General features: G+C 50.2%; 14 protein-coding genes. 2 read left to right on the forward strand and 12 right to left on the reverse strand.

The window, feature by feature from the left end; genetic code table 11:
- Nucleotides 1-32: 32 nt before the first annotated feature.
- From ACP15Y_RS03180 to ACP15Y_RS03235, 12 genes are all read right to left on the reverse strand, one after another.
- A complete protein-coding gene (locus ACP15Y_RS03180) occupies nucleotides 33-884 on the reverse strand; it encodes an amidohydrolase family protein (RefSeq protein ID WP_424981553.1) in 852 nt (283 codons plus the stop codon).
- Between the two features lie 50 nt (nucleotides 885-934).
- Entirely contained in the window at nucleotides 935-1,240 is a 306-nt protein-coding gene (locus ACP15Y_RS03185; protein WP_424981554.1) for a hydrolase, read from the reverse strand.
- A 64-nt stretch (nucleotides 1,241-1,304) separates the two neighbouring features.
- Complete coding sequence (locus ACP15Y_RS03190; RefSeq protein WP_424981555.1) at nucleotides 1,305-2,324, reverse strand: enolase C-terminal domain-like protein; 1,020 nt, start codon at nucleotides 2,322-2,324, stop codon at nucleotides 1,305-1,307.
- 95 nt (nucleotides 2,325-2,419) lie between these two features.
- A complete protein-coding gene (locus ACP15Y_RS03195; protein WP_424981556.1) occupies nucleotides 2,420-3,076 on the reverse strand; it encodes an RraA family protein in 657 nt (218 codons plus the stop codon).
- A gap of 30 nt (nucleotides 3,077-3,106) precedes the next feature.
- The gene (locus tag ACP15Y_RS03200) at nucleotides 3,107-4,216 is read right to left on the reverse strand and encodes a mandelate racemase/muconate lactonizing enzyme family protein (protein ID WP_424981557.1); all 1,110 of its coding nucleotides are present in this window, start codon (nucleotides 4,214-4,216) and stop codon (nucleotides 3,107-3,109) included.
- Entirely contained in the window at nucleotides 4,209-5,327 is a 1,119-nt protein-coding gene (locus ACP15Y_RS03205) for an ABC transporter ATP-binding protein (RefSeq protein WP_424981558.1), read from the reverse strand. The genes ACP15Y_RS03200 and ACP15Y_RS03205 overlap by 8 nt, the downstream gene beginning before the upstream one ends.
- A 2-nt stretch (nucleotides 5,328-5,329) precedes the next feature.
- Nucleotides 5,330-6,175 carry a carbohydrate ABC transporter permease gene (locus ACP15Y_RS03210; RefSeq protein ID WP_424981559.1) on the reverse strand — a complete coding sequence of 282 codons (846 nt, stop codon included), beginning with the start codon at nucleotides 6,173-6,175 and terminating at the stop codon, nucleotides 5,330-5,332.
- The gene (locus ACP15Y_RS03215; RefSeq protein WP_424982451.1) at nucleotides 6,175-7,068 is read right to left on the reverse strand and encodes a carbohydrate ABC transporter permease; all 894 of its coding nucleotides are present in this window, start codon (nucleotides 7,066-7,068) and stop codon (nucleotides 6,175-6,177) included. The genes ACP15Y_RS03210 and ACP15Y_RS03215 overlap by 1 nt, the downstream gene beginning before the upstream one ends.
- Nucleotides 7,069-7,182: 114 nt before the next feature.
- Complete coding sequence (locus tag ACP15Y_RS03220) at nucleotides 7,183-8,496, reverse strand: extracellular solute-binding protein (RefSeq protein ID WP_424981560.1); 1,314 nt, start codon at nucleotides 8,494-8,496, stop codon at nucleotides 7,183-7,185.
- A gap of 27 nt (nucleotides 8,497-8,523) precedes the next feature.
- Complete coding sequence (locus ACP15Y_RS03225) at nucleotides 8,524-9,705, reverse strand: CaiB/BaiF CoA transferase family protein (RefSeq protein WP_424981561.1); 1,182 nt, start codon at nucleotides 9,703-9,705, stop codon at nucleotides 8,524-8,526.
- On the reverse strand, nucleotides 9,702-10,841 hold the full coding sequence (locus ACP15Y_RS03230) for a hypothetical protein (RefSeq protein ID WP_424981562.1): 1,140 nt from the start codon (nucleotides 10,839-10,841) through the stop codon (nucleotides 9,702-9,704). The genes ACP15Y_RS03225 and ACP15Y_RS03230 overlap by 4 nt, the downstream gene beginning before the upstream one ends.
- On the reverse strand, nucleotides 10,842-11,399 hold the full coding sequence (locus ACP15Y_RS03235; protein WP_424982452.1) for a MaoC family dehydratase: 558 nt from the start codon (nucleotides 11,397-11,399) through the stop codon (nucleotides 10,842-10,844).
- Between the two features lie 91 nt (nucleotides 11,400-11,490).
- Here ACP15Y_RS03235 and ACP15Y_RS03240 point away from each other — a divergent pair, with 91 nt between their 5' ends.
- Nucleotides 11,491-11,940: a MaoC family dehydratase gene (locus ACP15Y_RS03240; protein ID WP_424981563.1), complete on the forward strand. Its 450-nt coding sequence runs from the start codon at nucleotides 11,491-11,493 to the stop codon at nucleotides 11,938-11,940.
- Between the two features lie 161 nt (nucleotides 11,941-12,101).
- The gene (locus tag ACP15Y_RS03245) at nucleotides 12,102-13,505 is read left to right on the forward strand and encodes a sigma-54 interaction domain-containing protein (RefSeq protein ID WP_424981564.1); all 1,404 of its coding nucleotides are present in this window, start codon (nucleotides 12,102-12,104) and stop codon (nucleotides 13,503-13,505) included.
- The last annotated feature ends 158 nt before the right edge of the window (nucleotides 13,506-13,663 follow it).

Below are 13,663 nucleotides of genomic sequence, written 5' to 3' on the forward strand. Positions count from 1 at the left end.
CGCTAATCGTCATAGATATTGGTGGCTAATCCCTAACGTCTGAGCTGGTATATACGACGCGCATTGTCAGCATAGATTTTTTGTCGATTTTCCGCGGTTTCTTCTTGGAAGATTTTCTGCGTGATCGCCAACCAATCTGGCAAGCCATCTGCCATATTGACAACAGGCCAATCGCTACCCCAAACGCAACGGTCTGCACCAAATTGTTCAATGGCAAACTCGATATAGGGCCGTACGGCGGCTTCCCGGTCCTGGTCGGGGCCGCAATAAGCGACGACGCCGGAGATCTTGCAGGCGACATTTTCCATTTTTGCAAGTTCTGCAATGTCGCGCTGCCAGTTTTTCATGTCACCGCCAGCGATGTTTGGCACGCCACAATGATTGAGAATGAGTTGGGTGTTGTCACACGCCTTTGCCAGTTCAATCGCAACTGGAAGCTGGCTTTCGAGGAAACACATATCAAATGTTTTACCGCTTTCGCCAATTTTGCGCACATTTTGCCGGAAGGTCTGGTCTTGAGAAACCGCGTTATCGACGACATGTAAAATACGACGGTAGCCACAAATCAGTGGGTTTTGAGTCGTATGTTCCAGCCATTCGTCAAATTCCTTGGCATTCTCAGGAAACGCCGCAGCGATTACGCCCAACATATTGTTGGTGCTATCAGACGCCAGTTCTAGAGCAAACTCGGTCTCGCGACGATAAAATGCCTCATCCACGCCAGTTTCCATGAAAATGGTGGCTTCGACATCTCCGCCAACAAGTCCAGCATAGGACTCAACGTCATAAGTCCTGTCGTTAAGTACCGGTATTTCGTTGGTCCAAGAGTACCCGAATTTCTCGGGATACATGAGATGTTGGTGCGTATCGATCAATGAGGTCATTGTTCCTGCTCCTAACGTTGCATTCTTTTGCGGTTTATCTGACTGATTTTCTATGACTGCTTTTTCACATCATGGGACCTGGAATTGTGCGCGTGCACCAATTGGCCAACTTCAATATCTTCGGTGGCCGTGGCAACAATTGCCCCGGATGCCTTGATCACCTCCCCTTGCCCAATTCGAAATCGGGCAATTTTAGAGCCGACACCGGCATTGTGGTCGAGGCAAATGGCGTTCCCTTCAATCGAAACCAATTGACCAAATCTGATAGGGCGCGCAACGCTTAACACATTGTCTGCGCGATCCAACAGCAGCAATCTCGCGTCTGTTTCTCGGTCGTCTTTGGCGTTCTTGCTCAATGAGTGGCTTCTTTCAATTTGGGCGCCTTACAGTGGCTGGCATGCTGTTGTATTTATTCATAAATCACACCTTGGCGATCGTACAATTGTCAATAAAAGACCAGTCGAATTCGATGCCTAGCCCCGGTTTCTTTGGCAGCTTCGCCATGCCTTGCACAATTCCTATTGGCTCTGCCAATCCAAAGTCAAATTTGTTGGTCGGCGTCAACAGCTCGAAATAGCTATTGTTGGAAATAGCGGCGCAGAGATGCAAATTGACCAGTTCCAAGGGATGAAAGATTGTCGAGTGTAGCTCACATCTTGCGCCAAAACTTTCGGCCAAATGGGCCGACTTCAATACGCCTGTCACGCCGCCGGACCAAGAAACGTCAGCACGAATGGCATCAATCACGTTGGAGGATAGATAGTCAGCTACGCTGTAGGGATGTTTTGCCAGCACTTCAGCGCCAACGATTGGTATGTCCAAAGTGGCAGTTAGTTTGCGCAGCGCCGCTGCATTTTCATCAGCCAGCGGTTCTTCCAACCAAAGATACCCAAGTTTCTCCAAGTCGCGCCCCAGCCGAAGCGCCTCTTCGAAGCTATAGGGCGCAACCGGATCTGATATAAGTGCGTAGTCGGGGCCGACTGCCTTGCGAACTGCGCGATGAATTTCGATATCTTCCTCAATATCGCTGCCGGGCGGATGTATTTTGTACGCTTTGAAGCCTTGTTGTTTGACCAATAGTGCCTCGTCGCAATATGCCTCAATTGTTGGCAACACTAACGAGCTGCAGTAGGTGGGTACTTCGTCGGCATGTGCTCCAATATATTTGTATAAAGGCTGCCCCGCCGCCAGGGCGCCGATCAGCCAAAGGCAAATATCAATTGGCCCATAGCTGTAAAATGGCAAATGGTTCCACCATCTGTCCGCCACTCTAAATTGGTGCCAAATCTTTTCACGATCGAGTGGATTTTGCCCGATCAATAGGGGCTCAAATGCAGCCTTTGCCAGATGGCCCGACCCAACTGACGATGCCCCCGCGAAGCCAAATGAAGACACTTCGATGCCGATATCTGTTTTCAACGACAGAACAAGAAATTCCATAGGACGTGACTTGGCGTGGCCGTTCAACGTCCCCGCTTCAAGCGGCGAGTGATCCAGTCGACAACAATTAATGTCTAAACCAGTGATCCGCATCTCTAAAATTTTCCATATTTCAGATAGGCTTCTTGTGGGTCGGTACCAGCCAAAATGGCGGTGCGCACTTTGTTTTCAGTGTTCATCGCCTCGGCTGATTTTGTCGAAATGTCCTGCACATGATCCTTTGGCACGCGCACCAGTCCGTCCAAATCTCCCAAAAGATAATCGCCCGGCTGGATCAAAACATCGCCGATAATGATGTCCACATCAAAACCTGTTGGCAGCCAGTGCCCCACCACATCGCGGGGCGTGTGAAACCGCCGCCATGCTTGAAAACCTTGTGCTTTGAGGAAGTGTGTGTCGCGGATTCCGCCATCAATCACGCATCCCAAAACGCCTTTAGACTTTAATGTCTCGGAGGAAAGCTCCCCCATATGCGCGATGGTGCGATCATGCGGCTGCGAAACCCAAATGTGTCCTGACTTCGCTTTCGACAGAAGGCCCGTCCATTCCAAAAGTGTCTGGTGGCCGTCCGCGGTTTCGTCCACGCGTCCCTCAATTGTAAATACGGGACCGCACAACACCTGATCTGGCAACAGAGCGGTTAGCTCCTTCGGCAGGGTAAAATTGCGAAAGCCTTCTTTGCGCATGATGTCGTGCACAACACCCGTGTAGCATTGGCTCAACGCTTCTGTGAGCGCTTCAATATTGGACATAGCAAACTCTTTTCTGTCATCGTCGTGCCATCAGGTGATGATGGCTTCTAGGCCATTTACGCTGCGAGCATTGATGGCATCCATATCCCAATCGATGCCCAGTCCAGGCTCATTTGAGGGCACCCCCTGGCCATCATCAATTTTCATGTTGGAATGGGTGAGCTGATCAAGTTGCGGAATATATTCGAGCCAATTTGAGTTGGGCACCGCACAGCAAAGCGAGACATGCAATTCCATCAAGAAATGCGGACAAACCGCAACATTGTAGGCTTCAGCCATATGCGCAACTTTGAGCCAAGGTGTGATGCCACCAATCCGCGCCACATCAACTTGAACAATCGAGGCCGCATCGCGGCGCAGATACTCGTTGAATTGTGACAAGGAATACATGCTTTCACCAACCGCAATCGGCACGGAAGTCGATGCAGCCAGATTTTCATGTGCCCCCACATCATCCGCATGTAACGGTTCTTCAAACCAAGCCACATTAAATTCTTCCAGCAGGCGCGCACGGCGGCGTGCTTCCGACAATGTGAAGCTCTGATTGGCATCGGTCATGATTTCGAAATGGTCGCCCACAGCATTGCGCACAGCGCTTAAACGTGCGCGATCATCAATGCTTAACTTATGACCTATTTTGATCTTGGAGCCTTTAAAGCCATCGCTTTGCCGCTCGAGTGCATCTTCAGCCAACTGCTCTGGCGTCAGGTGCAGCCAGCCACCTTCTGTTGAATAGAGTTGGATGCGGTCCTTTGCGCCGCCCGCCATTTTGTAAAGCGGCAACCCTGCTTTTTTGCACCTCAGATCCCACAGCGCAGTGTCAATGGCTGCCAAGGAGAGAGATGTGATTGCCCCGACGCTTGTGGCGTGTGTCGCGAACAGCATATCCCGCCAAATTTCTTCAATATTTGACGGGTCGCGGCCGATCAGTTTTGGCAGCAAAGTTTTGTGCAACAGCGACATGATCGCTGGGCCGCCCTGCCCGATTGTATAGGAATAGCCAATGCCCACGGCACCATCACTATCGATGATTTTGACGATTGGCGTTTCTTGGCTTTCGAAACTTTGAATGGCGTCGGTCCGGCGCACCTTCGGCGCCAGATCGACCATTTGGATTTCAATACGTTCAATCTTAGCCATGTTGCGAACCGAGCACATTTTGGCCTGTGGATGCGTCGAATATATGCACACGATCCAATGAAAGATTGAAACTCAACCGCTCATCGCCGTCAATCGGACGTGGGTTGAGCATTTTGCCTTGCACTTCCTTCGTACCGATTTGTGAGAACAAAATGGTTTCCGTGCCCAACGGTTCGGAGATTGAAACTGTAAGATCAAAACTCACCGTTTCACCTGAATCCTTCATGCCATGATTTTTCGGCGTTAGATCATCCGGGCGAATACCAACAATTACATCTTGCCCAACTTGAACGTGCGCTTTGGCGCGATTGGGCACTGGGATGGTGATATTGTCCGCTAGTGCGATTTGGTTTTCACCGCCCTCTCCGGCAATCACTTTGCCGTCGAGTTGGTTCATCGGCGGGCTACCAATAAAGGACGCAACGAATGTATTCACCGGGTGATCAAACACTTCGAGCGGTGTGCCCACCTGCTCAATATGACCATCCCGCATGATCACGATCCTGTCGGCCAAGGTCATCGCCTCCACCTGGTCGTGGGTCACATAGATGATGGTGTTGTTGACCCGTTTGTGGAGTTTCTTGATCTCTGTGCGCATTTGCACGCGCAATTTGGCGTCCAGATTTGACAATGGCTCATCGAACAAGAAAACATCCGGGTTTCGAACAATGGCACGTCCCATGGCCACGCGCTGGCGCTGCCCGCCTGACAATTCAGCCGGCAAACGATCCATCAACATGCCTAGGCCGAGAATTTCTGCGGCGTCTTCGACACGTTCCTTGATGACACTGTCCGCATGTTTTGCAATCTTGAGGCCAAAGCCAAGATTGTCGCGCACTGTCATGTGAGGATATAGCGCATAGTTTTGGAACACCATCGAGATATTGCGATCCCGCGGCGGCAATTTGTTCACCAAACGATCGCCGATCACAATCTTACCGTCGGAAATCTCTTCCAACCCAGCGATCATGCGCAACGTGGTTGATTTACCGCAGCCAGAGGGGCCAACCAAAACAACGAATTCTGAATGTCGAATTTCGAGGTCAATCGCGTGAACAACTTCGAGCTGGCCATAGCGTTTAACAACTTGCTGGAGTGATACTTCAGTCATTTTTATCCCTTTACGCCGCCGAATGTGAGGCCGGCAATGAGGTGTTTTTGAACGATAAATGTCAGAATGAGTGCTGGCGTAATGATGATGAATGCCATCGCACACATGCCTGCCCAGTCGGTCGTGAATTGAGCAATAAAGTCGGTAAGGCCAACGGGCAGCGTTTTGCTGTTTGTCGAGCGAGTTAGATTGCTTGCGAGTGCAAACTCGTTCCAACTTGTCAGGAAGGCAAAGATGCCCGCAGAGGCGATGCCGGACTTGGCCAATGGAAATTCAATCTTCCAAAATGCCTGCCAACGGGTGCATCCATCAACTTCTGCCGCTTCGGCGAGTTCTTTTGGAATTTGCCGGAAAAAGCCGTCAATCAACCAAATGGTGAACGGCACATTGAGCGCGACATAAACGAGGATCAATCCGAATTGTGTATCGATCCACCCCAAGCGAGCCCAGACGATAAAGACAGGCAAACTAAGGGCAATTCCGGGCACAGTACGCGAAAGCATCAAACCAAGAAACAGCGTGTCTTTGAATTTAAAGCGATAGCGCGCGAAGGCATAACCGCCTGAGATGCCGACAATAATCGCGATGACCGTGCTGGTTGTGGCAATGATGATTGAGTTGCGAAAATAGGCCAAAACTGGAATGGCAATCTGTGTTTCGCCAATGCCGAAAATGGCTCGAAAATTATCGAGTGTAAGGCGTTGCGGAATCCAAATTGCGGGCTTTGCCAAAATTTCTTGTAAGGGGCGAAAGCCTGACAAAATGACCCATAGGCCGGGCAAAGTGATGATCAACATCACCATAAATGTCACAAGCCAAGTGATAACTGCTTTTGTTTGCGTACTCATTATTGTGCGCCCCCCATATAACGTCGGGCTGCGACGAGCTTTGAGAAGAAATAGTAGGTGAATGCAATCGATAGGATGATGGAGACATAGGCCATGGCATTTGCCATGCCCATATTGGCGCTGTCATACCCTGTACGGGCAATCAAGGTCCAAAGTAGCTCCGTGCGCCCTGCCGGGCCGCCGCCTGTCATTGTGTCCACCACATCATAGGCACGCGCCACATCAAGCGACCGGATGGTCATTGCGATGTAAGCGAAGGGCATGAGGAACGGTAACGTAATGTGCCGGAATGTCTGCCACGCATTGCACCCATCCACTTGCGCTGCTTCCAACGGATCTTTTGGCATAGCGAAAAGCCCGGCAAGCAACAGAATGGCGAAGATACTTGTGCTCATCCAAATCTCGGCAAATGCGATTGCCCCCATTGCGAGCCAACCGTCAACAAGCCATGGAATGGCAGTATCTGTGATGCCCAAGCCCTGTAGCGCGTTGTTTAGAATGCCAACATTATCGTTGAAGATAAATTTGAACTGGAAGCCCACTAAGATGGGCGAAAACATCATGGGGAACATCATGATTGTGCGCATGGTGCGCTGGCCCCACGTGATTTTGTTGATCAAGAGCGCGATGCCGAGGCCCAGAAGAAATTCCAGATTGATCACGACGGCGAGGAAACCAACGGTGCGGAAGAAGGCAACCCAGAAGTCCCAATCGCCAAAAATCCGAACATAGTTTCTGAGGCCAACGAATTTAAACAGCGTGTCGGGCCGAGTAAGTTTATATCCGGTAAAACTTGTGTAGAGCGAGAAGATCAGAGGGAACAGCACCACGATCAAAATCATGATCACTGCTGGCAAAAGCAACACATAGGGTGTCGCCTGCTCCGAGAACATCTTTCTCTTTATGTTTGTCAAAGCTGACATATTTTCTCCAACAACCTATTTGCCGAGCTGGCAAGTTGAGTGGGGTCGAAACCCCACTCTCGGTTTAAAGGTTAAGCTATTTGCTTAGCTTTCGTCTTCAATGAGTTGGTTTGCAGATGCTGCGGCGTCATCCAGCGCTTGTTGTGCTGTCTTTTCGCCTACGATTGCTGCCTGCAATTGAGGGAACAACTCGTTTGAGATTGGAATCCACAAATGTGTCGGCGGAACTGCAAATGCATCTTCAGCCATTGATGTGCCGAAGGTTTCAAACACGTGCACCAACCAATCGTCACCTTTTGCTTTAGATTCCTCAATGATCGCTTCAAGGGCATCAGGACGCGTTGGCAACAAGCCAGTGCGTGCTTCAACCATTTGGCTATCAAAGTTTGTGAGGAAGGTGATGAACGAAGCAGCCGCAGCTTTGTTGTCACATGCTTCGGTGATTGAGAAGGAGTGTGAACCAGACCAACCGGTACGCTTGCCGCTTGAGCCTTTTGGCGCGCGGATCAAGCCAACATCGCCTTGGATTTTGCTGTCTGCACTATTGAAGAATGATGCCCAGCCACCCCAATCAAGGCTTAGAGCCACGGTGCCTGAGGCAAAGCCTAGACCTGTTTCATCCCAAAGATAGTTTGGCACGCCTGCAGGAACCGCTTTGGCTTCATAAAGGTCGACGAACCATTGGAGGGCCCGAACGCCTTCTTCCGAGTTAAAGGCAACCTTGCCATCACTGCCAAAGAAGCTGCCGCCTTCTGCGACCAACATTTCATAGAAACGACCGGTGATGCCTTCGTCTTTACCCACATATTGGGTGCCGTAGAAATTTGGCGGATCTGCGAAGAAGATCGCCTGATCTTTCACCTGATCCCAAGTCTCTGGTGGCGCCAGATCATAACCATATTCAGCTTTAAAGTCTGCTTGGTTCTTCTCGTCCTCATAAAGAGACTTGATGTAATAAAGGTTCGACACATCTGAGTGACGCGCCAATTGTACTAAGCGACCATCGACGGTGCTGGCTTTGTTCACATTGTCGGAGATGCCGCCAATCACATCGTCTGGCAGAATTACATTCAAGTCGACATAGAGCGAACCATATTGTGGGGCAAAGCTGGTGTGGTTTGAACCAACGCACCAATTGATTGAGCCAGACGCGATATCTTGTTTGATTTCACGATCTAGTTCGAAGTGGTTTTTCCGTGACAGGATCTCCACCTTTGCGCCAGTTGCTTCTTCCCATTCAGGGATACGCGTATATAGCGGCTCATATTGTGCGCCACCAATCAGTTTTACACGCAATGTGTATCCGTCAAATTCGCCAGCACTTGCGCCGCCTGCGAACATGGTGACCGCGGTAGCACCTGCTAGTAGTGCGGTCGATAGTTTACTAAACAATCCCATCATTTCCTCCCTTGGTGATAGATTGAATTATGTCCTCATGAGGTTGAACTCACGATTAATTTCGGCATTGTGCTCGCCAATAGACGGCGCGGGCCGAGAGCTCTTCAACACGTCACCATTGACGCGAATTGGAGAGCGAATTGCTTTCATGGAATGACCTTCCCCAAGGTTCAGATCTTGGAAGAAGTCCAGATTTTTGAAACTTGTAGATTTGAAAAGCTGCGGCCAGTCCAAAACCTCAGACGCCCACACATCGTGCGTCACAAAGATTTCCATCCAATGGCTGGTGGTTTGCGTTTTCAAATGGTTGGCCAAAATGGATTTGATCTCGTCGCGCTGCTCAAACCATTGCTTTTCATTGTTAAACTTCAATAGCGCATCACAGCTTATGAATGCACCGAGCTTATCAACTGGGGTCATCGCAATGGCGATAAAGCCATCTTTGGTTTGATAAACGCCATAAGGCGCAGAAAGATATGCGTGCGCATTGTTCACTTCACTGCGCTGCGGTAACCGCTTTTTCTCATCATTGAGATGGGTTGTGAGCACTTCGAATTGGAAATCGACCAATGCTTCCAGCAGGCTTGTTTGCACATGCACGCCCTGACCATTGCGAGCGCTGTTGATCAGTCCTGCCAAGATGCCCTGCACGGCGATATTGCCTGCAAGTTGATCCGCAACGGCCAAACCCATCGCCGTTGGCGTATCCTCGGCATTGCCGCTTAGCCAAAGCAGGCCAGACCGCGCTTGGGCCAAAAGGTCTTGTCCCGGTAGATTTTGCCAATCCCCCTCCTCGCCATAGCCAGAGATTGAGGCATAAACGACCTTGGGATTTATCGCCTTGACCTGATCATAATCGAGGCCAAGTTTTTTCATAATTCCGGGTCGGAAATTTTGGATGATCACGTCTGCTTTTGCACATAGTGCTTTAACCCGCTCAAGGTCTTCCGCATCTTTCAAGTTGGCCGAATAGCTTTGCTTGTTGCGGTTGATGGCGTGAAAAAGTGTGTTCGCGCCATGCACCTCTACATCTGTCAGATAGAGATAGCGACATAGGTCGCCGACTTCTGGCCGCTCCACTTTGATGACGCGGGCGCCCATATCTGCAAGCTTTAGACCTGCCAGTGGCCCAGCCAGGAACTGGGAAAAATCAACCACCAGCAGGCCGTCCAGCATTCCTTTATCGTGGGTGTCGATGGTTGGGGTCATCGAAAGCTCCTTTGATAAAGGTCATTCACCTTCGCCGCCGCGTCCGCTTCAGAAAGGTTGCCCATCAGACAATCGCGCACCACGTCGCCAGCCACATCTTGAAAGCCCATATAGCCCTTATGGCGTGGGCGCAGATAAGATTTTTCAAGCGTTTCTAGTGTATTCAGAAAGAAGTTGTCGGCCTGCTTATTGCACTCTTCGTTCAGCCAAGACCGCACATTTGCGGGCTGGCCACCTGCTTGAAAGAATGTACCGCTTTGGCACTCTTCAGACGAGATCCAAAATGCATATTGCAACGCAATGTCTTTGTGCTTGGTTCGCGCTGAAATGGCGATGCCTGTTCCGCCAATTGGCGAGCCAATCGGACCGTTTTCCCCGAATGCGGGAATATTCGCCACCCGCACATGGTTTGGCCGGAAGCCTTTGCGGGAATAGTTGGTGTATCCATATAGATATGGGCAATAAGAATGACTGTTCCGGCAGGAAAGCCACTCATAGGCACCGATGGGATCAAGGTCAAAACTTTCGCGTGGCAAGTTGAGGCTCACCCGGCGGAGCTCAGTCAGCGCGGTGGCACCTACCTTTGGATCAACGCCAATATCTTCTTTACCAAAATCGCTGCCGATATTGGCCAATATATTGAAATAGCTCATCAAAGCATTGATCGGGATGAGCGGCCAAATCACTTTATTGGCCTCAGCCAAAGCAACAACTTCATCCCATTTCTGTGGCGCCTCTTCCAGCATGTCTGGCCGAAAGGCCGACACTGGCGTCGCCGCATCAATTGCCAATGCCCATTGCTTCCCGTCAAAATTATAGGAAGGATGAGATACACCGCATGATTGTGCTGCAAGCGTTTGAAGTTCTGCGTCATAGCCTTGCCCATCAAGCTGGAGCAACAACCCAGTTGCGGCAATGTCGCCAACATGGGGGTGATCGATAACCATCAGATCATATTCGTCGGCCATATCTTCAATTGGCCGATCAGCAAATGCCTGCAGTGATCGCTTTTCCCAAACGATCCGAACTTTTTGGTCACTTTGATCAGCGAAAACCTCTGAGGTGACAACCATGGGATCAAAACCACGCGCGTGATCCCAAGTCATGCCTTTAAGTGTGGTGATCTCATTGCTCATTTACGAAACACCTGCTTGTCGGCTTTGGCTGCTCTTTTCAGGCTGCCCGTCTTTATATTTCACTGTCATCAAATGCTCGCAGTACAGCACTTGAACGCCCTCCTCCTTAAAGACGCTGTAGCTCACTTTAACGAGCCCCATATCGTCATATTTAGGTTCCTTGGAGAGGTTCTCGCGGATGGTGTAGATTGTGTCGCCAATGAACACTGGCTTGATAAAACGCAGGCGGTCATAGCCATAGGAAAATGAGTTTACGCAATTGGTGGCCGCCAAGCCGAGGCCATAAGAAAACACTTGCGCGCCCGCAACCAAACGTTTGCCAAAAACACCCTCTTTTTCGGCAAAATGCTGATCTGCAACATAAGGGTGAAGATCCATCACCATCATGTTGAACTGCATGGCTTCGCCCTCAGAAATCGTGCGACGCAAACTTCTTATTTTGTCGCCAACTTCGAAGTCTTCGTAATACCAATTTTCGGCGTTCCATACCGGGATAGAGCCATGCTCAGCTGGCATATCTTCCTGCAGTCGAGCGTGTATACCAATCTCAATTGCCATGCTCATGTCCCTCCCAATTCTCAGCAACATAAGCTTGACTATTTCATATGTCAAATCTATTTTTATATACAAAAGTATACAGGAGTGACCTATGCAAGAAGTGCCACGTTTTTTTGAGAGCTTTGAAATTGGTGAAACCCGCAAAACCCTTGCGCGCACCATCACTGAGACTGATTTTGTCGTTCATGCCGGCCATAGCGGGGATTTCTTTCCCCACCATATGGATGCAGAATTTTGCAAGACCCAACCCTTCGGCGCCCGCATTGCCCACGGCACCATGACCTTCGCAATCGGCGTCGGCCTCACCGCCACCACCATCAACCCGCACGCCATGACCTACGGATATGAGCGCCTACGCTTTCCAAAACCCGTTTTTATCGGTGATACCATCCACACGGAAATCGAAATCACAAAAGCGCAGATCGATCCCAAACGCGAAGGCTTCGGACAAGTGGTTGAAGCCTGCAGCGTCAAAAACCAAAACGACGAAACCGTCCTTTTCTGCGAACATATTTTGCTCGTGAAAAGAGATGTTGGGTGATGGTGGTGGTGGCAAGTTCTGCTATTTTTGGCACCACCCTGCCATAGGCTAGTTCAGCGAATCTCAAGGTGCCGATAGGTAAATACAAACTCTCGCAATTATGAATTGCACTTTCGCATTTCGTGCCTATTCTAAGCCTGCTATTGGAGGAAGTGGGCAAAATGGACACGGACAAACCATTTGATACAGCCATGCTGGAAAGCCTTTTGGAGGAAATGGGCGATGGCGCAATTGCGATTGACGCCAATGGTTTGATCATCTGGATCAATGCAAATTATCACAAATTGCTGGGCGTCTCACCGGACGTCGACCCGCGCGGCTGGCCGATTGAACGCCTGATTCCGGAAAGCCGAATGACGGATGTGGTGCGCACCGGCAAGTCCATCCTTATCGACATTATGAACTTCGATGACCAACAATTTGTGGTCAGTCGCTTTCCCCTCAAAAATGCCGAAGGCGAGATTGCAGGAGCGATTGGGTTTGTGTTGTTCGATAAAATCGATCCGCTCGCACCGCTGATGAAGAAATTCGAAGTTCTTGGCAAGCGCCTTTCCGCTGCAGAGCGAAAGTTGGCTGAGGCGCGCAAAGCAAAATATAGCGTTGCGAGCATTATCAACCGCTCTCCCAAAATCGATAAGGTGAAGGACAAGGTTCGCGCTGTTGCGCAGCATGACAGCCCCGTTTTGCTTGGCGGTGAAACCGGCACAGGCAAAGAGCTATTCGCGCAGGCCATCCATTCGCTCTCGGCACGGCGCAACAACGCGTTTGTAGCAGTTAATGTGGCCGCCATTCCAGAAGCCTTATTGGAGGCCGAGTTTTTTGGTGTCGCCCCAGGTGCCTATACAGGCGCAAGCGATAGGCAGGCGGAGGGCAAGCTGGCGCTGGCACGTGGTGGCACTTTGTTTCTCGACGAAGTTGGAGATATGCCGCTTTCCGTCCAGGCGAAATTGCTGCGCGTGTTGGAGGAAAAGGAATTTGAGCCTGTTGGCTCGAACACAATTCAAGCCGCAGATGTGCGCATTGTAGCGGCCACGTCGCTCGACCTTGAGCAAATGGTTGCTGATGGACGATTTCGGCGTGATTTCTACTACCGACTAAATGTACTGAAAATCGATATTCCACCCCTACGAGAGCGACGGGAAGATATATCTGTTTTGACAGATTTTTTCTTGGAAGAGTTTGCACATCGCACCGGAGAACCCGTACGCTTGATGAGTGATGGAGCGATGCACCGCCTTATATCACACAGCTGGCCCGGCAATGTGCGCGAGTTGCGCAATGCGATAGAGCAAGCATGCATCCTGTCCAAAGCTCAGATCTTAGATGCCGATGCGCTGGCGGAAATTGTGCCTGAAGGCGATAACGCCCCAGACCCGACCGCCGTGGTGCAGGCAATGCAAGTTGTCACCCAAGGAACCCTGCCCGCCCAAATCGAGGCGTTGGAACGCAGCGCTATAATAGACGCTCTGTCACAATGCGCTGGCCACAAGGCCAATGTTGCTAGAAAATTGGGAATTTCTCGGTCGCAGCTTTACGATAAGCTACGGCGCTATAATTTGTCCTAGTTTCATACAAATATGTAGCAATTTCAAACAAACCAATTTCCCCTTTGTTTGCAAAAGCTTACTGAAAAGCCATTAGTTTTTGTGTGAATTTCACACATATTCACCCCAAAACTACACCAATTGAATTTTCCATAACACGTTGTAATACCTATATTTTT

Source organism: Maritalea sp. S77 (assembly GCF_049801075.1).
Lineage (GTDB): Bacteria > Pseudomonadota > Alphaproteobacteria > Rhizobiales > Devosiaceae > Maritalea.